At 40.7% G+C, this 18,399-nt stretch carries 15 protein-coding genes; 12 read left to right on the forward strand and 3 right to left on the reverse strand.

Annotated elements, in window-relative coordinates; translation table 11 throughout:
• The first annotated feature begins 118 nt into the window (after window positions 1–118).
• The 3 genes from MKX41_RS08435 to MKX41_RS08445 all read left to right on the forward strand — a co-directional run bounded on the left by MKX41_RS08435 (window position 119) and on the right by MKX41_RS08445 (window position 2,298).
• On the forward strand, window positions 119–1,330 hold the full coding sequence (locus MKX41_RS08435) for an MFS transporter (protein ID WP_340969565.1): 1,212 nt from the start codon (window positions 119–121) through the stop codon (window positions 1,328–1,330).
• Between the two features lie 53 nt (window positions 1,331–1,383).
• A complete protein-coding gene (locus MKX41_RS08440; protein ID WP_042188371.1) occupies window positions 1,384–1,743 on the forward strand; it encodes a GIY-YIG nuclease family protein in 360 nt (119 codons plus the stop codon).
• Between the two features lie 75 nt (window positions 1,744–1,818).
• Window positions 1,819–2,298: a DUF6530 family protein gene (locus MKX41_RS08445; protein ID WP_042188373.1), complete on the forward strand. Its 480-nt coding sequence runs from the start codon at window positions 1,819–1,821 to the stop codon at window positions 2,296–2,298.
• 64 nt (window positions 2,299–2,362) lie between these two features.
• Here the strand turns inward: MKX41_RS08445 and MKX41_RS08450 are convergent, their stop codons facing one another.
• Window positions 2,363–3,304 carry an AraC family transcriptional regulator gene (locus MKX41_RS08450; protein WP_042188375.1) on the reverse strand — a complete coding sequence of 314 codons (942 nt, stop codon included), beginning with the start codon at window positions 3,302–3,304 and terminating at the stop codon, window positions 2,363–2,365.
• A 151-nt stretch (window positions 3,305–3,455) separates the two neighbouring features.
• Here MKX41_RS08450 and MKX41_RS08455 point away from each other — a divergent pair, with 151 nt between their 5' ends.
• The 8 genes from MKX41_RS08455 (at window position 3,456) to MKX41_RS08490 (ending at window position 13,933) form a co-directional block, all read left to right on the forward strand.
• Window positions 3,456–4,364 (forward strand): DMT family transporter, encoded by a 909-nt coding sequence (locus tag MKX41_RS08455; RefSeq protein ID WP_340969569.1) that lies wholly within the window; start codon window positions 3,456–3,458, stop codon window positions 4,362–4,364.
• A gap of 42 nt (window positions 4,365–4,406) precedes the next feature.
• Window positions 4,407–4,739, forward strand: coding sequence for a chaperone CsaA (gene csaA / locus MKX41_RS08460; protein ID WP_340969572.1), 333 nt, complete (start codon window positions 4,407–4,409; stop codon window positions 4,737–4,739).
• 243 nt (window positions 4,740–4,982) lie between these two features.
• Complete coding sequence (locus MKX41_RS08465) at window positions 4,983–5,909, forward strand: aminoglycoside phosphotransferase family protein (RefSeq protein WP_340969574.1); 927 nt, start codon at window positions 4,983–4,985, stop codon at window positions 5,907–5,909.
• A gap of 247 nt (window positions 5,910–6,156) precedes the next feature.
• Complete coding sequence (locus MKX41_RS08470; protein ID WP_340969576.1) at window positions 6,157–8,808, forward strand: endo-beta-N-acetylglucosaminidase; 2,652 nt, start codon at window positions 6,157–6,159, stop codon at window positions 8,806–8,808.
• A 231-nt stretch (window positions 8,809–9,039) separates the two neighbouring features.
• The gene (gene ppsA / locus MKX41_RS08475) at window positions 9,040–11,652 is read left to right on the forward strand and encodes a phosphoenolpyruvate synthase (protein WP_340969579.1); all 2,613 of its coding nucleotides are present in this window, start codon (window positions 9,040–9,042) and stop codon (window positions 11,650–11,652) included.
• 231 nt (window positions 11,653–11,883) lie between these two features.
• Entirely contained in the window at window positions 11,884–12,261 is a 378-nt protein-coding gene (locus MKX41_RS08480; RefSeq protein WP_042188380.1) for a VOC family protein, read from the forward strand.
• A gap of 164 nt (window positions 12,262–12,425) precedes the next feature.
• Window positions 12,426–13,112 carry a FadR/GntR family transcriptional regulator gene (locus tag MKX41_RS08485; protein ID WP_340969583.1) on the forward strand — a complete coding sequence of 229 codons (687 nt, stop codon included), beginning with the start codon at window positions 12,426–12,428 and terminating at the stop codon, window positions 13,110–13,112.
• A gap of 38 nt (window positions 13,113–13,150) precedes the next feature.
• Window positions 13,151–13,933, forward strand: coding sequence for an ABC transporter ATP-binding protein (locus MKX41_RS08490; protein WP_149645671.1), 783 nt, complete (start codon window positions 13,151–13,153; stop codon window positions 13,931–13,933).
• 53 nt (window positions 13,934–13,986) lie between these two features.
• Here MKX41_RS08490 and MKX41_RS08495 read toward each other — a convergent pair whose 3' ends face one another.
• Window positions 13,987–14,865, reverse strand: a complete 879-nt coding sequence (locus MKX41_RS08495) for an AraC family transcriptional regulator (RefSeq protein ID WP_340969586.1) — start codon at window positions 14,863–14,865, stop codon at window positions 13,987–13,989.
• Between the two features lie 210 nt (window positions 14,866–15,075).
• On the opposite strand from MKX41_RS08495, the gene MKX41_RS08500 reads away from it, so the two are divergent.
• Window positions 15,076–17,736, forward strand: coding sequence for a family 78 glycoside hydrolase catalytic domain (locus MKX41_RS08500; protein ID WP_340969588.1), 2,661 nt, complete (start codon window positions 15,076–15,078; stop codon window positions 17,734–17,736).
• Here the strand turns inward: MKX41_RS08500 and MKX41_RS08505 are convergent.
• Complete coding sequence (locus MKX41_RS08505; protein ID WP_076283751.1) at window positions 17,717–18,274, reverse strand: TetR/AcrR family transcriptional regulator; 558 nt, start codon at window positions 18,272–18,274, stop codon at window positions 17,717–17,719. The genes MKX41_RS08500 and MKX41_RS08505 overlap by 20 nt on opposite strands.
• Between the last annotated feature and the right edge of the window lie 125 nt (window positions 18,275–18,399).

Below are 18,399 nucleotides of genomic sequence, written 5' to 3' on the forward strand. Positions count from 1 at the left end.
AAATTAGTAAATAGGAGTGGTGCAATGAAAATATCAACAACGTTTAAACATAATCCTGTTGTCATGTTGGAGAGTTTTGAGAAGGTGCAAAAAATAGTAAAGGATATGGGGAATTAAAATGTTTTCTAATCGTTATGTTCGAACAATTATCCTCTCCCGTGTGTTATTGCAGCTCGGAATATGGATCCGGAATTATGCCGTCCTTCTTTATGTATCTGAATTGACGAATAATAATCCGGTAGATGTATCTCTGATATCGGTTGCCGAATTTGCACCGATCTTTCTTTTTGGTCTTATTGGTGGGACCTTTGCCGACCGATGGCGGCCGAAGAGAACCATGGTATGGAGCGATTTGTTATCTGGCTTGTCCGTTGGGGTGGTGCTGATTGCGGTCATGAATGGCGGATGGATTGCGCTTCTTATCGGATCTTTTGTATCTGCCAGCTTATCTCAATTTTCTCAGCCTTCGGCGATGAAACTGTACAAGAGACATGTGCAAGCTGAACAGCTGCAAGGCGTTATGGCGATGTCCCAAACCCTTGTCGCTGTCTTTATGGTTTTGGGACCTGTTATCGGTACGTTTATTTTTATTAAGTTTGGAATTCACGTATCTCTGATCCTGACAGCCGTTATGTTTCTGGGCTCTTCGCTTATATTGTCTTCCCTTCCTCGGGATGAAGAAGAACCGAAGTCAGGTAAAGCCAGCGGCTTCATCAAAGAGTTAACGGCTGGCTTGCGTTACATCGGATCGAGTAAACCCTTACGAACACTTAGTTTAACTTTCTCGGCGGTGGGATTGGCATCAGGACTAACTCAGCCGCTTCAGATTTTTCTTGTCATCGAAAATTTAGGTAAGGACAAACAATTTCTTCAGTGGCTTGTGATGGCTAGTGGGGCAGCCATGTTAGTAGGCGGAGCTGCAATAATCGGGATAGCCAAAAAAGTAAGGCCACAGGTATTGCTTTTGATAGGCTTACTCGTCAATGCCGTCTGTACGGTTGGAATGGGAGCTTCTAAGCAAATTTGGCTGACGATTATTTTCTTGGTGATCAGTGGTTTGTTTTACCCTTGCATTCAAGGAGGGATTCAGACACTTCTTGTGCGAAATACCGAAGGGGCCTTTATTGGCCGAGTTTCAGGAGCAATCATGCCTATTTTTATGGGAATGATGGTGGTTGGCATGTTCATTTCCGGCTACCTAAAGGATACGTTCTCCTTGATGGGCGTATTTATGGCGAGTGGTGTATTTGTGATTATTGGTGCGCTTTTTCTGCTTCCTATTGTGGTTAAGAAAAGAAGTAAAGTGGAGCTGAAATCGCTGGGAAAATGAAAATCCAACTACAATTTCCATGAATTTATTATCTACGATAAGGAGAGAAAGATATGGATATGAATAAACGCAAAGAGCTGATCGAGGAGTACAAACAAATTAAGATTTATATGGGTGTTGCTCAAATCAAAAACCAAATCAACGGCAAAATATTTATCGACAGCTATCCTAATTTGAAAAACAAATGGCTTACTCTGCAAATGCAGTTGGATTCAGGGAGATTTGCAAATGCCCAGCTCCAGAAGGATTGGAAAGAATTCGGTGCGGATGCGTTTACCTATGAGGTACTAGAACAGAAGGAGATAGATAAGGTAACTGATATGCGCTGGGAACGGAAGAAAATCTTAAAGCCATGGTTAGAGAAGTTACAGCCCTACGGAGATAAAGGTTATAACAAACCACGAATTGACTAACGATGAAATCCAAGATAAGATGAAACCGTCGTTTAGTAAATTAGTAAAATAGTAACTGGAAGGAAGAAAAAAAACATGAAAATACCTACAACTTTAAAACATAAGCCTGTTGTCGTATCGGAGAATTATGAGAAGGTTGACGGCCGAATGGCTGGAAACACAGATGCGAAAGGTCTTTCCTTAGGATTGGCGCAGTGGAATGATCGAGGAAAGGTCGATATTTCTGCTAAGGTATGGAGATATACCGGGGAAAAATGGTCCAGACAATCAGAGGAACTGCCTCTTCATCGCGTGCTTGATTTGTCCATTCTAATTTGCCGGTCGTTAGAACATTTCCGCGAAGCGTATCGATATGAGAATTTATATGACCCGGAGCAGCCCGTCATCGACAGAGTTGGCTTGCAAGGGGATGCGATGACTGTAGCGGTATGTACAGATAATGAGCGAATTAATGAAGATATTAAGCTATTTAATCAAGCTCTTAGCGATGACGATGAAATGATCGGTGAGCGTCTGAGCACGTTATCCAAAATATTAAAGGATATGGGATATTAAACAGTGAGTGGTAGTCAAACAGGGCAAAAGAAGCCTTCGTGACTGCCACTTTTTTTTATATAGTTTAAAACAATTCCGGCCCCCGTCCAGGAGTATCTATTGGCAAAGTATCTTGGATTTTGATTTCATTTCTTAATTTCCGGAAATCTTTAGGTGTTCTTGTTTGATGTTTTTTAAAGGACTGAATGAAGTTGTTAACATGATTAAAACCAACTCTATGGGCAATTTCAGTTACTGTATAATCAGTTGAAATTAATAGCTCCATACTTTTCTTAATCCGGTACTTTATTAAATATTCATACGGTGTGATATGAAGGGTCTTTTTGAAACTACGGGTACATTCTGAAACACTTAAATGAGCAGCATCAGAAATATCTTGCAAAGTTATATTAGTTGCGTAGTGCTGATGGATGAAAGAAAGCATGAGTTGAAGTCGTTCTTGCTGCCTTTTTACGTATTTAGCTGTGTCCTCAAAGGAGAGAGAAATATTAGATATCAAGGTTAACCAGAGTTGTACGGTTCTGATAGAAACCTCATATTCCCATCCCCATTTCTTTGGCATATCAAATCTATTCTTCAGCTCCAAAAGCATGTTTAGTACATCTCTTTGCCATTCAGCATCTCCTTTAATTACTAGAGACAGTAAGGAAGAGTTCGTATAAGGTGATACATAATTTTTTTCCATAGCACTATCTGCATAAAAGACCAACAGCTTTTCAGGAAAATTGAAACTCACATACTGACCGTCAGGAGTCAGGTGCGTCGTAACATGAAGGGCACCTTTATTGATGAAAATGGCTTGGCCATTTTTCAATTCATAATCAATACCATTCACTTGTATAACTAGTTTACCTTGAGTAACCAAAGTGATCTGAAGTTCTTCGTGCCAATGTAAGTCATTAAATCCTCGTCCTTCAGGGATAATTTTCCGAGAGTTAGCTGTGTACATAATGTATGGAAATGAAGCATCAGGAAAAAGAATGTTCTCGTGCAGCAGTTTTGACATCTAATGACGTCCCTTCTAAAATGATGATATTTATATATAATACAACGATATAATGACACAATTTAAACAATGATGATGATATTATTATATCCAATCTTGATTTTATCACTCTGTGCACAGGAAGTAGATAGAACATTTTGGAGGATTATATGTGAAATCAAATAAACCGTCATATCCGTACATTTTGCTTTTTATTAGTATTTTATCTATTTCGATCTCTTCTATCATGATAAAATTTTCAAATACTCCCACCTCTGTAGCCGGCATGTATAGATTGTTTGCTTCTGTAATTTTATTGCTTCCTTTTGTATCATGGAAAAAGCTTCGCTGTCTGGAGATGAGTAAAAAAGACTGGAGTATTGTTTTCTTAGCGGGTCTCTTTCTCGGGTTACACTTCTTATTTTGGATGGAGTCTTTAGTTTATACTTCAGTTGCAAGCTCTATGGTGATATTATCATTGCAGCCTTTATTTGTAATGATTGGTTCATACTTCATCTTCAGAGAACGGGTAAATGTGGTAAACATTCTTTGTTTAGTGATTGCACTTCTGGGTTCAATAGTTATCGCTTGGGGAGACTTTGGAGTTTCTAAAGTGGCGTTAATAGGGGATGGCTTATCATTATTAGGAACCGTTTTTGTATCAGCGTATATGCTGGCAGGACAAAAAGTAAGTCATAAAATAGGAGCAAGTTTATACAGTGTTATTGTTTTTTTCCTTGGCGGAAGCGTCTTGTTAATCTACAATTTGTCAAACCATTTCTCTTTGATAGATTATAACTCTTCGGACTGGATCTATTTCTTTTTACTCGCATTAATCCCAACTATTTTGGGACAATCTATTATTAATATGTTATTGAAATCTTTAGGTGCAACTACTATTTCTGTAGGGATTATTGGTGAGCCTGTTCTCGCCATAATACTTGCTTATCTATTCTTGGGAGAAACAATCACTAGCTTTCAATTTATAGGAGGGATGATGACTCTACTCGGCATGGGGATGTATTTCTGGGTAAAAGCCGTCAATTACACTACTGTTAAATATCAGAATCAAAGTAGATAAGCAAATAAATTAAGAAAATATCATTTAAAGGGAGAATGCTATATGGCTACTATTGATGATTTTTTGAAACTGGATATTCGAGTTGGAACAATAATTAAATCTGAATTCTTCGCCGAAGCAAAAGTTCCTGCGATCAAGCTTGAGATTGATTTTGGAGATGAGATCGGAATAAAGAAATCTAGTGCACAAATTACTAGAAGATATGTGGCTGAAGATATTACCGGAGAACAAGTAATTGCGGTAGTCAATTTTCCTCCTCGACGAATTGCAGGCTTTAAGTCAGAGGTATTAGTCCTTGGAGGTGTACCTGAAAAGGGTGATGTAATTCTATTGAAGCCAGATATGAAACTGCCTAATGGAACACCCATAGGATGATTTTTCAGAAATATAATTAAGTCCAATACTTAACTAGTTGGTCCCCTAAAAATGTCCCCTCTGTTCAATAATGCTCAGTTGCGGATAATTCAATTATAATTGTTTTTACTATCCAGTTTATCAATACTATCTGGTAAGCTGTACGTAAATTGATCGTATTAGGAAACGAAAGGCTAAGAAAATTTTGAAGTAGTCCTCAAAGGATACAGATCTGAGACTATTCGATTTATAGGAGTTGAAGCAATGGTGATGTATGAGAAACCCAAATTGGCCATAAGTGAAATTGAAAAAGTATTAGAGAATCATCTTGGGCCTGGTTCAACTGAGATTAAACCGCTTTCTGGCGGCAACATAAGTAATGTGTTTTCATTCAACCACGAAGGGAAGGGGTATGTTGTGAAATTCAGTGATCTGGAAGGAGCATATGAAACGGAACACTATGTATCCCATTTGCTCTCAGGTCAAAACATCCCTTTCCCCAAATGTTTGGCGATAGGGAGAATTAACCAGTTAACCTATATAATCATGGAACGAATGGAAGGACGGAATCTATCCGATTTCACAGCAGAGGAACAAACTCATCAGTTGCCTGAGATTATTAGTATTTTGAAAAAAATGGCTGAAGCAGATATTGGGTCAACTAACGGCTATGGGTGGATCGCTGCTGACGGCAACGGATCCTATGTATCATGGAAAGACTTCGTCGTTGCCGTAAATGCAGAGGATCAAAGCGGAACGTTCTGGGAGAACTGGCATGATCTCTTCCGTACTTCTTGCTTGGAGAGAGATGTATATGAAGAAATATACGGTCGGTTGATGGACTACGTACCCTATAATGAATCGTACAGAAGCTTTATACACGGAGATTTTCAACAGTGGAATATTTTGTCCGATGGAACACGAATTACCGGCATCATCGATGGGAATTGCATGTACGGTGATTCTCTCATAGACCTTGCGATTCTCGATCGGCATATGCCGTGGAGTGATGTCATTAAGACATATCAAATCAATCAAGAGAAAGCCAGCATAAAGATACCTTATTTTAAAGAGCGGCTAATGGGAGCTTATTATTTCAAGGGGCTCGACGGACTACGCTTCTATGCTAAAATGGGATGGAACGATGCTTATCAGAACACACGGCAATTTCTTTTAAATCTGAATGCTTAACGTCAGGATACATAACTTGAAATCCCAAACAAGTCCAGTATTGATTCTAAATGACATAAAAAGATTGAGAGCCCTCATTTGTTTAAATGAGGGCTCTTTTATTTATGGAGTGCTGTCTGATACTAGCTTCAGACTTACAATCTGTAATATTTGCACCTGGACTTGTCATTAATCCACTATCTAGAGCTTTGTCCAACTTGATAAAATGTAAGCGCAATCATAAAATAATCGATTGGAGGAGTACGGCATGAAAAAGATTGGTACAGGTTTTATATTCTTATTTGTGATGTGCGTAGCATTATCCACTACTGCGTTCGCTAAACAGCCTTATTCATCCTACTGGTTTCCAGAGCAATTGCTTCAGTGGAGTCCTGCATCCGACCCGGATGCGGTATTCAACCGAAGTACAATTCCGCTGCAAGACCGCTTTGTGACAGATGGAGTCAATGCTCATGCGACAAAAGCGCCAAAAGTTATGGCTTTATCAGCACTGAACTCGGGAACAAGTGGTGTGCCATCACAGGGATCAGACAAATTTGGAGCTAATACGTTTACTTATTGGCAATATGTTGACAAGCTGGTCTATTGGGGCGGATCTGCCGGTGAAGGAATTATCGTACCACCAAGCGCTGATACGATCGACGCAGCACATAAAAATGGGGTACCGATCGTCGGAACGGTGTTCTTCCCGCCAACTGTTTATGGAGGGAAATTTGAATGGGTGAAGCAAATGCTTCAGCAGAACAGCGACGGTTCCTTTCCTGCCGCAGATAAGCTGATCCAGGTTGCGAAGTATTACGGATTTGACGGCTGGTTTATTAACCAGGAGACTGAAGGTGGAACACCAGCTGATGCCCAGAAAATGAAAGCTTTCTTAAGTTATCTAGAATCGCACAAATCTGCATCTATGCAAATCGTATGGTACGACTCCATGACCAAGGAGGGCAGTATCAGTTGGCAAAATGCGCTAAATGACAAGAATGCAATGTTCCTGCAAGACAATAATAAGAAAATAACAGACAATATGTTCCTGAACTTCTGGTGGAAAGATCTTAAAAGCTCGGCAGAGAAGGCCAAAAGTTTAGATAGAAGTCCGTATGACCTGTATGCAGGGATAGATGTTGAAGCCAAGGGCTACGATACGAATGTGAACTGGAATCTGCTGTTTCCGGATGGTCAACCTGCCGTCACTTCCCTTGGTATCTACCGTCCAGACTGGTCTTTCAACAGCGCAGAAAGCATGGAGGATTTCTTCGCACGCGAGAACAAATTCTGGGTGGGGCCAAACGGGAATCCGGGTAACACCGTGAGCGATCAGGCCTGGAAAGGAATCGCGAACAATGTGGCAGAATCATCCCCTGTAAACAAGCTACCTTTCATCACCAATTTCAATACAGGAAGCGGGCAGAAATATTATGTCCGAGGGCAGCAGGTACGAGATAAGGGATGGAATAACCGGAGCCTGCAGGATATCCTGCCAACATGGCGCTGGATCGCAGACAGCAAAGGAACTTCACTTACTCCAGAGCTCGATTGGTCCGATGCGTATTACGGTGGCAGTTCGCTGAAGGTTTCAGGTGATCTGAGCCATAACAATGCAACGCATCTGAAGCTCTACAAGACAGACCTTAAAATCGAAGCAAGCACAAAGCTATCGGTTACTTATAAAACGCTGAACAAGCCTAGCTTGAAGGTAGGTCTTGCTTTTGCAGACCAACCAGACCAATTTATCTTTCTTAATGTGAAGGATAAGACAGCACCAGGCTGGACTACCGAAACTTTGAATTTGACCCCATACAAAGGGAAACGAATCGTAGCAGTATCACTTTATTTTGATTCCAAGGATACGATTAGTAATTATAGTATTCAAATTGGCCAGCTCTCCATCCAAAATGCCAACGACCCGATCAAAACGCTGCCGGCGGTTCGCGATCTGAAGGTTACTCAATCCGATTTCCGCGATGGAATTTATGGAGATGCTAGATTGGAGTGGAAAGCACTTGATCAGCAGGTGAAGCAATACGAAATCTATCGAGTACTTCCAGATGGTAGTGAGGTTTTATTGGGCGCAACGCCAAATCATGTGTTTTACGTTCCTGAGATGAGAAGAATAGACAAAGAAACACTAACAGCATTAAAGGTCGTTGCAATCAATGGAAGATACGAGCAAGGTCAGGCCTCCAGCGCGAAGATCAGCTGGCCAGCTTATCCGAAGCCGATTGCAGAGTTCAAGGCAGATCGGACCTTGGTAGCTCCAGGTGAGAGCGTAAACTTCACCGACCTGTCGACCGAAGTGACAGAAGAATGGTCATGGAGCTTCGAAAGCGGTAGCCCAGCTGTCAGCACATCGAAAAACCCGGTTGTAACGTTCAATCAGGAGGGCATATATAACGTATCACTAACTGCAACCAACAGTTCGGGCCAAGACACAATTATGAAAAAGGCGCTAATTACAGTGAGTAAGGAAGCTGGTGCGGTGAAGAATTTAGCACTTGGAAAACCTGCAACAGCCGATCATGCATGTGGAGACAAAGAAGGCGCACCAAACGCAGTTGACGGTAAAGTGACGGATAATAGCAAATGGTGTGCACTTGGAAATCTGCCTCATTGGCTACAAGTCGATCTAGGAGCCGAGCATCAAATCAGCACTTTTATCATCAAGCATGCTCAGAGTGGAGGAGAATGGTCCGGGTTTAATACAAGCAATTATACCATTCAGGTGAGTAACGACGGAACGAACTGGACGGATGTTGTAAACGTGCAAGGAAACTCGGCAGCTGAGTCGACAGACGCGATTGCTTTGGTGAAAGCTCGCTATGTAAAATTAATAACTCTTAAGCCAACCCAAGGAGCCGATACAGCAGCACGAATTTATGAGTTTGAAGTCTATGGGTTGTAGTTCGGTTCGAACCATGGTTTTTGAATAACAAATAATAGCGGGAAACACAAAAAAGAACCTGAATAGCTTTCAGGTTCTTTTATATTGCATATAAAAAGACACGATGATATAATCGGATCACGACTTTAAAAAATATAAAGGCATAGATAATGCATCTTATATTTATAATATATCATGCAGCTAAACTCTTGTCAAATTTCTTCTCATTTTAATGGTTAGGAGAGATTTTGTATGCATTCATTGGTTCTTGGTTTTCAGGAAATAGAAACCACACAGCTTTTGCTCGTGGGCGGAAAAGGGTTGAATTTAGGGCGATTATCAACTATCGAAGGAATAAAAGTACCAGAAGGATTTTGTGTTACAACAGTGGGCTACCAAAAAGCCATCGAAAAGAACGAAAAGTATCATATTTTATTGGATCAACTATCCATATTAAACGTAGACGATCGAGAGCAAATTGGTGAAATCAGTAAGAAGCTTCGACAACTCCTCATGGAAGTAGAAATTCCTTCCGATGTTGTGACAGCAGTTACTCACTATCTCTCCCAACTTGGTGAAGAACAGGCTTATGCAGTACGCTCTAGTGCAACTGCTGAAGATTTACCACATGCCTCATTTGCCGGTCAACAGGACACCTATTTAAATATCATCGGAAGAGAAGCAATCATGCAGCATATCAGCAAATGTTGGGCATCTCTATTTACGGATCGCGCGGTAATCTACCGCATGCAAAATGGATTTAACCACAGACAGATATATTTATCTGTTATCGTGCAAAAGATGGTTTTCCCTCAGGCTTCAGGGATTTTATTCACAGCGGATCCGATGACTTCTAATCGAAAGCTGCTATCTATTAATGCCAGTTTTGGGCTTGGCGAAGCTCTGGTCTCTGGCTTGGTATCTGCCGATTGTTATAAAGTACAGGAAGAGGAAATCGTCGATATGATGATAGCAACCAAAAAATTGGCTATCTATGGATTAAATGAAGGTGGAACAGAGACCCTGAAAATCGATCTCGATCAGCAAAAGACTCAAACCCTTTCCGAACAACAAATTTTACAACTGGCACGTTTAGGTAGAGAGATTGAAGCTTATTTTGGTTGTCCACAAGATATCGAATGGTGTTTGGATCATGATACTTTTTATATTGTTCAGAGTCGGCCAATCACTACTTTATACCCGATCCCTGAAGTAAATGATCAAGAAAATCACGTTTACGTATCTGTCGGTCATCAACAAATGATGACCGATCCCATGAAACCACTAGGATTGTCTTTTTACCTGTTAATCACTCCTGCACCCATGCGTAAGGCCGGTGGAAGGTTGTTTGTTGATGTTACACATATGCTGGCTTCACCTGTCAGCAGAGAAAATTTCATAAATACCCTTGGGAAATCCGATCCGCTCATAAAAGACGCATTTATGACCCTAATAGAACGAGAATATATAAAATCGTTACCAGACGATAGAAAAGAACAGAGTCCCGTTAATAGCAGTAAAGATAGTTCGTCAGAAGGTTTTCAAGCATTAATCGAAAATGATCCGGCAATCGTTTCTGATTTGATTAAGAACAGTCAAACGTCGATAGAAGAATTAAGACAAAACATCCGAACGAAATCAGGAGCAGATCTATTTGATTTTATTCTTGAAGATCTCCAGGAATTAAAGAAGTTCTTATCTGACCCACAAAGTACAAAGGTTTTTATGACTGCTATGAACGCTTCGTCATGGATTAATGAAAAAATGTACGAGTGGTTAGGTGAAAAAAACGCAGCAGATATGCTTTCTCAATCTGTACCAAACAACATTACCTCAGAAATGGGTCTGGCGCTTTTGGATGTTGCAGATGTGATTCGTCCTTACCCGGAAATAGTTGATTATTTACAACATGTAAAAGATGATGGTTTTTTGGATAAACTGGTTAAGTTTGATGGTGGACAGGCAACTCAAGATGCAATCTATGCTTATCTCAACAAATTCGGAATGCGATGTGCCGGTGAAATCGATATTTCGAGAACTCGTTGGAGTGAAAAGCCGATTACACTTGTCCGCATGATTCTCAGTAATATCAAAAACTTTGAGCCTAATGCTGGCAATCGAAAATTTGAGCAAGGCCGACAGGAGGCTTTAGAAAAAGAACAAGAGTTATTAGATCGATTGAAGCAATTACCGGATGGAGAACTAAAAGTTGAAGAGACAAAACGAGTAATCAGTTTTATCCGGAATTATATCGGTTACCGTGAATATCCAAAATACGGAATGATTAACCGCTACTTCATTTATAAGCAGGCTTTACTGAAAGAAGCCGAACAACTTGTACAAGCTAGCGTTATTCATGAAAAAGAAGATATATTCTATCTCACTTTTGAAGAACTTCACGAAGTCGTACGCACAAATAAACTGGATGATCAGATCATCAGTAAAAGAAAAGACGATTACAATTTTTTTGAAAAACTTACTCCGCCACGTGTAATCACATCTGATGGTGAAATTATTACAGGTGAATACAAACGAGAAAATCTGCCAGACAACGCGATTATAGGTCTCCCTGTTTCTACCGGAGTAATAGAGGGACGAGCTCGTGTCATCTTAAACATGGAAGAGGCAGATCTGGAAGATGGCGATATATTAGTCACCGCCTTTACTGACCCTGGCTGGACATCATTGTTTGTATCTATTAAAGGCCTGGTCACCGAAGTTGGCGGACTGATGACCCATGGAGCCGTTATCGCTCGTGAATATGGCTTGCCAGCAGTTGTCGGAGTGGAAAATGCCACCAAGCTGATAAAAGACGGGCAACGAATTCGTGTGAATGGAACAGAAGGTTATATTGAAATATTGTAGAGGTATTTAAAAATAAAAATAATTATCGATGTTCTCTTTCGCTGGTCTGAAATTCGGTTTAATGTAGGAAAAGAAAGTAAATAATATGGGGATATGGACAACCTCCGGAAACAAAGCCAACTTATATTTGCAAAAGGGGAGTTCGAATTAATATTCCTTGACGTGAATATTCTTCATGAGGTATATTGTAAAAGCAATAAATTATCCCGACTAAGAAGGAGAGTATAACTTATGATTAATAAAATTGGACAAATTATGTTATATGTAAATAACCAAGAGGAATCCAAAAAATTCTGGACAGAAAAGCTAGGATTTGAGGTGATTTTAGACGAAACAAATGGCCCTATGAGATTTATCGAGCTTGCTCCGAAAGGTGCAGCGACTAGTATTGTTCTTCATAATAAAGAGTTGGTTGCCCAAATGAATCCTGAAATGAATCTCGGAACACCTTCTTTAATGTTCTTTTCGGATAATTTTGATCAATTGAATCGAGAGTTGAAGGACAAAAATGTTACGGTTGGAGATATTGTAGAAATTCCCGGTGGAAGAGTATTCAATTTCGCAGACGGTGAAAATAACTACTTTGCGGTAATGGAAAAAGGGCAATAAAATTGAGTGAACATGCAATAAGGGGATAGTTAAATAAATTACGTCAGCAGCTAATCAAAATGATTAGCTGCTTTTTTATTCCCATTATGACCGTTATAAACTTCAAAATCTTACTTGTTAAGTAAAGAATATCATGTTATTCTGCAAAAAGAGGAGATGATCAGATGTTTGAAAAGGGGTCGTTCCAACCCGTTCAAGCCACTAAGATAGTGGACGATGTTGTTAATCAAATACAACAAAAAATTTCAACAGGAACAATCCTGCCAGGAGACAAATTACCTCCAGAACCTGAATTAATGAAATTATTTAATGTAGGGCGATCAACGATAAGAGAAGCAGTCCGTGTGTTAGTTCATGCTGGTCTATTGGAGAAAAAGCAGGGTTTTGGAACTTACTTAAAATCCAGTCCTATTATTCAAGAACCACTTACCCATCGTTTACTTCGTGCAGAATTGATTGAGGTCTTTGAAGCTCGAAAAATGATTGAATTAGAAATCGCAAGATTAGCAGCTCTACGGCATGATGACACTGACTTATTCAACATGCGAAAACATTTGGATACAAGAGATATGGCTCTAAAGCAGAATGATCGTGAACTGTATGCCAAATCGGATATAGAATTCCACATGGCTGTAGCAATGGCAAGTAAAAACGCTGTAATCATTGACTTATATAGAACGTTTACTCATATTTTGTCAGATGCAATGAGTAAATTAAACCGTAATTATAGTTCCCATGATCCTCAATCCGATTACCATGAACAAGTATATGAATCTATTAAAAATGGGGATTCAGATCAAGCAGTACAATCGACGCTCAAAATTTTAAATGGAACACTTTCTGAGCTTTAAGTTCAATATAGACATTCATGTAGAGGAGGAATTTGGGCATGATTATATCACTCAAAAATGTATCATGGCAACGTGATACAACAATGATCCTACGCGATATGAATTGGGAAGTGAAACAAGGGCAACACTGGTGTATCGTCGGACTAAACGGTTCAGGCAAGACGACGATGCTGAACGTAGTAAACGGCTATATATGGCCGACGACTGGGCAAGTCGAAGTGCTAGACCACCGCTTTGGCGATGTGGATCTTAGAGAGTTACGGAAGCGAATCGGTTGGGTCAGCACCTCGCTGCAACAGAAGCTATACGGCCATCAGACTGCGCTGACCATCGTCCTCAGCGGAAAATTCGCAACTATCGGTTTATATGACAAGACGAATGAAGAGGATCAAAAGCAAGCCGAGGAGCTGATGGAATTTCTAGACTGCTCTTCCTTAGCCGCTCGTACATACGATACCTTGTCGCAAGGTCAGCGTCAGAAAGTCCTCATTGCACGCGCACTTATGGCCAATCCAGATCTATTGATCCTTGATGAGCCTTGCACAGGACTCGATATTTTTGCCCGAGAACAGCTGTTACAAATGATTGAGAAGATTACGAAGCAACCGAACGGACCAACTTTGCTGTATGTAACGCATCATATCGAGGAGATAACACCATGCTTTACACATACTTTGCTGGTGAAGAACGGAGAAATCTACAAAGGGGATGAGACAGAAAACTGCTTGCAGTCGGATGTGTTGAGCGATTTCTTTGATACCCCCGTTGAAGTTCAGGAGCATCACAATCGTAAGTGGCTTACACTTGCCGGTGATAAGTAGGATAAGCTGCCTAGCAATTGCTAGGCAGCTTTTGTAATCTTGAATGTTAGAAGCTAGTGCTCACTTCGAATAGAATTACTATATTGTCGGGGACTCATTCCTATCTTTTTTTTAAATATTTGATGAAAAAATTTGAGGTCAGCATATCCAACTGCAGCGGCAATTTCGCTTACACTCCTATGACCTCCTGATAGCATACGACATGCAGCATCCATTCGAATACTTTGCGTATAATCTGTAAAGCTCATTCCAGTCTGATGCCGAAAAAGGCGACTGAATTGCCGTTCGCTAAGGTTCGCTTTACTGGCGAGATCGCTAAGTTTAAGCCCATTGGCATAGTTGTAATTTATAAATGCAATCGCATCATCCACTGCCATCCATTGCGGCTTATCCCCTGATGGCGCAACAATCTGCAATCGATGTCTAAACAAGCCTGTTAATATTTGTACGACAAGAGCATCGAGGACAGCTAAATATCCTGGCGGTTTTGCCGAGAATTCACGAAACAGTTCACGAAACATTATATGGTATGCGCCATTGACATCTTTCATAGAGAACCATAGCAAATTCATGTCTGTGAAAAATTCACAAATATCTGTAGCGTGAGGAAAGGTAGCCTGAAGTTCTGATAAATACTCTACTGGAAATAAACAGTTATAAACGATGAGCGGGCGGTCTTTCATCGGGGTCTTAGGTCGAAATACATGACTGCGTCCAATGGGGATAAAAAATAACGTACCGTGCTCGACAGGAACAGCCTCATCGTCAATGTAGTGAACGCCTGCTCCTTCACTGATATAAGTAATTTCGATAAACTCATGGGAATGCGCATTCAATTCGAACGTTTCGTAAGCCCTGTTCACATAAATTTGCACACCAGGCTCGAAAAAGCTATCTCCAGACATGACAAAAGTGCTGCGTCTGATACTCATAATCGTGCCCCCTTTCAAATTGCTAAGGCTAGACATATCGTACGAAACTAATGAATGAATGTCTAGATCCACCTATAAAAATGTCTGAAATACCCCCAATTCTAAATTCTCTCAACTCATACAATAGAAATAGCTGCCGGATCAAAGATCTATGAATACAGTTCAAAGTGTTCCGGCAGGTTACTGGATGAATATAGGAGGTTGATACAAATGTCTAATTTTGAAGTTACAAATCTTAAAGTGAACTATAGAAAGAATCCGTTGGGGATTGATGATTTACATCCGCGGCTTAGTTGGTGGATCAGCACAGAAATACGGGGATTTATCCAATCAGCCTATCAAGTTCAAGTCGCAAATGATCACAAATTCTTTTCAAAAATCATATGGGATTCTGAAAAGGTAGAGTCGGATAGCAATGTGCATATTGAATACGAAGGTCCCGCCTTACAATCCCGCACTCGGTATTACTTTAGGGTTCGAGCTTGGGACGATCATGGGATAGTTTCAGAATGGAGTGAACCTGTGTTCTGGGAAACGGCATTGTTATCGGTAGATGAGTGGCAGGCAAAATGGATAGCAGCACCTCCGAATCACCAAGAGAATGGGGCTGATCCTTGCGACTATATTCGTACGGAATTTTCAATCCCTGATAATGTTGTATCAGCTCGTGTGTATGCAACGTCTCTTGGGATGTACCGCTTATATATAAACGGTAAACCAGCAGATAACACGTTATTTAACCCTGGCTGGACCAGTTATAATAAACGGCTTCAATATCAGACCTCTGACGTGACTTCTTTGATTGCTGCTGGCAATAACGCTCTTGGTTGCATGGTGGGAAACGGGTGGTATAAAGGATATTTAGCTTGGGAAGGAAAGAAAGACATCTTTGGTGAGGATCGTGCTGTGCTTATCCAGCTACACGTCACATTATCTGATGGTTCTGAACAAATCATTGTATCGGATGACAACTGGCGTGCTTCTACAGGTCCACTCTTGATGTCAGAATTGTATCATGGCGAAACGTATGATGCGAGGCTCGAGGTAGAAGGTTGGTCTTCTCCCGGTTTTGAGGATGTAAAGTGGCAAAAGACTATTCTCAAGGACCGTCCAGAGACTTCATTGGTTGCTCAGGAAAACGAACCGACCAGGGTTATAGAAACCATCAAGCCTATCGCAGTCATTACTACACCCAAAGGCGAACACGTGCTGGATATGGGACAAAATATGGTTGGATGGGTAAGATTTACGGTTCATGCTGAAGCTGGAACGATAATTACTTTAGAACATGCTGAGGTGTTGGACCGCGAGGGGAATTTCTACATCGGAAATTTACGATCTGCAAAGCAGACTGTTACTTATATATGCCATGGCGGGGAGGCAGAAACGTTTGAACCGTATTTATCCTTCCAAGGATTCCGTTATGTAAAAGTGACTGGCATACCGCTAGATCAATTATTGGAACAATTCATCGGCTGCGTCATCCATACGGACTTGGAGCAAACGGGAAACTTCAACTGTTCAGATGTACTCTTGAATCAGCTTCAGCACAACATCTTATGGGGACAAAAGGGGAATTTTCTAGATATCCCGACAGATTGCCCTCAACGAGACGAAAGATTGGGATGGACGGGGGATGCTCAAGTTTTTATTCGCACATCTGCCTACAACATGAATGTAGTTCCGTTCTTTGAAAAGTGGCTAAAGGATTTGGCCGCAGATCAAGAAGGAGACGGAAGAGTTCCGCATGTTATTCCCGATGTTCCAGCGGCAGGATACGGCTCTGCTGCTTGGGGAGACGCCGCGGTGATTTGTCCTTGGACGCTTTATCAATGTTATGGGGACATTCGTGTGCTGAAAACGCAATATCCAAGTATGAAAGCATGGGTCGAGTATATTCGGGCGCAAGGTGAAGACGAATATCTATGGAATACAGGTTTTCACTTCGGAGATTGGTTAGGTCTGGATGCCAAAGAAAACAGCTACGTCGGAGCAACACCAAAAGAGTTGATCGCTACCGCGTTCTATGCTTATTCAACGGAATTGCTAGCTAAGACAGCGGCTGTCATTGGAAAACCCGAAGATGCCTTAAAATATGAAGCATTGCATGAGAAGATTGTTCTGGCATTCCGTCAAGAGTTCGTAACGCCAAATGGTCGGGTGGCCTCACCGACACAAACTGCGTATACACTTGCCCTTATGTTTGACTTATTAGAGGAAAAGGATCGTCATCGGACGGCCAAGATGCTAGCCGACCATATCGAAGAAAATGGAGTGCACCTAACGACCGGCTTTGTAGGAACTCCCTATCTGTGTCTAGTTCTCTCTAGATTTGGTTATACGGATGTAGCCTACCAATTGGTACTGCAGAAAGAGTATCCTTCCTGGTTATATTCTGTAATCCGAGGGGCTACAACCATTTGGGAACATTGGGATGGAATAAAACAGGACGGTTCGTTCTGGAGCGATGATATGAACTCCTATAACCATTATGCTTACGGTGCTATTGGAGATTGGCTCTATCGCACTGCCGGTGGCATCGAACTATTAGAAGCAGGCTATAAAAAAATACGGATCCAGCCGCAGATCAGGGAACATTTGACGTGGGTTGATGCTTCGCTTGAATCTGTCCATGGAACGATCAAGGTAACTTGGAAAAAACAGAACGAAGATTCAGTAGAAATGCAAGTGCTGATTCCATCCAATACAACTGCTGAGATTATTATTCCAACGATGAATCAGGACAGTATCTTGGAGTCTGGGACACCAATAGAACAAGTCATAGGTCTATCCAGTGTGGAACAAATGTCAGAAGGCCTTAAACTACTAGTTGGATCTGGTGACTATTACTTCAAGTTTCCGATGACTTAAACGTTAATAAGGAATGATCCGCCAAAGAGAAAATAAGTTGAGCCAATTCATCGCTTGATATAATGAAATTTTCTAATATCCATTCCTGTATAATTGCTAAGCTTCCATTAACCAAATAAGCGTAAGTAAAACGCTTCATATTTTCGGGAACGTCAAGCTGAAGGAAAGTGTCAATATTCATCAGTACTTCATTAAGCAAACGTTTTGAAAACAACTCGTTTTCATTTGATTTGAGTAGCATGATGGCAAATAAATCATCATTCTTTTTGATGTAGTCTAAGAAGGTCAATATATAAGTGATGCCATTGTCATTAGCTTCGATTTTTTCTAGATATGCATTTGTGTTATCAATAATCTCCTGCTCAACATGTTCAAGCAGATCGTATGCATTTGCATAATGCAAATAAAAGGTAGAGCGATTGATGCCTGCTGAAGCGCATAATTCTTTTACGCTGATTTGGCTTATGTTTTTTTCTTTGAGCAGACGAATCAAGCTTTGCTTCAGCAGCAATTTGGTTAACCGTTCACGTTGATTCATTGTTGATTCACCCCCTATAAAAATTTTAAAAAACTAATGGACAGAATATCTTCGACTGTCTATATTACATCAGTTTGATAATCAACTGGTGGTTGTGAAATAGACACTGTGTCTGTATTCTGAAG

Origin of the sequence: Paenibacillus sp. FSL R5-0475 (genome assembly GCF_038004585.1) — a bacterium.
Taxonomy (GTDB): Bacteria; Bacillota; Bacilli; order Paenibacillales; family Paenibacillaceae; genus Paenibacillus_AQ.

Bases quoted from the DNA above. Each gene is read 5' to 3' on its own strand.
- MKX41_RS08500 (WP_340969588.1), top strand. From the start codon at position 15,076: ATGTCTAATTTTGAAGTTACAAATCTTAAAGTGAACTATAGAAAGAAT.
- MKX41_RS08450 (WP_042188375.1), bottom strand. From the start codon at position 3,304: ATGTCAAAACTGCTGCACGAGAACATTCTTTTTCCTGATGCTTCATTT.
- MKX41_RS08490 (WP_149645671.1), top strand. From the start codon at position 13,151: ATGATTATATCACTCAAAAATGTATCATGGCAACGTGATACAACAATG.
- MKX41_RS08505 (WP_076283751.1), bottom strand. From the start codon at position 18,274: ATGAATCAACGTGAACGGTTAACCAAATTGCTGCTGAAGCAAAGCTTG.
- MKX41_RS08440 (WP_042188371.1), top strand. From the start codon at position 1,384: ATGGATATGAATAAACGCAAAGAGCTGATCGAGGAGTACAAACAAATT.
- MKX41_RS08465 (WP_340969574.1), top strand. From the start codon at position 4,983: ATGGTGATGTATGAGAAACCCAAATTGGCCATAAGTGAAATTGAAAAA.
- MKX41_RS08435 (WP_340969565.1), top strand. From the start codon at position 119: ATGTTTTCTAATCGTTATGTTCGAACAATTATCCTCTCCCGTGTGTTA.
- ppsA (WP_340969579.1), top strand. From the start codon at position 9,040: ATGCATTCATTGGTTCTTGGTTTTCAGGAAATAGAAACCACACAGCTT.
- MKX41_RS08485 (WP_340969583.1), top strand. From the start codon at position 12,426: ATGTTTGAAAAGGGGTCGTTCCAACCCGTTCAAGCCACTAAGATAGTG.
- MKX41_RS08480 (WP_042188380.1), top strand. From the start codon at position 11,884: ATGATTAATAAAATTGGACAAATTATGTTATATGTAAATAACCAAGAG.
- MKX41_RS08495 (WP_340969586.1), bottom strand. From the start codon at position 14,865: ATGAGTATCAGACGCAGCACTTTTGTCATGTCTGGAGATAGCTTTTTC.
- MKX41_RS08445 (WP_042188373.1), top strand. From the start codon at position 1,819: ATGAAAATACCTACAACTTTAAAACATAAGCCTGTTGTCGTATCGGAG.
- csaA (WP_340969572.1), top strand. From the start codon at position 4,407: ATGGCTACTATTGATGATTTTTTGAAACTGGATATTCGAGTTGGAACA.
- MKX41_RS08470 (WP_340969576.1), top strand. From the start codon at position 6,157: ATGAAAAAGATTGGTACAGGTTTTATATTCTTATTTGTGATGTGCGTA.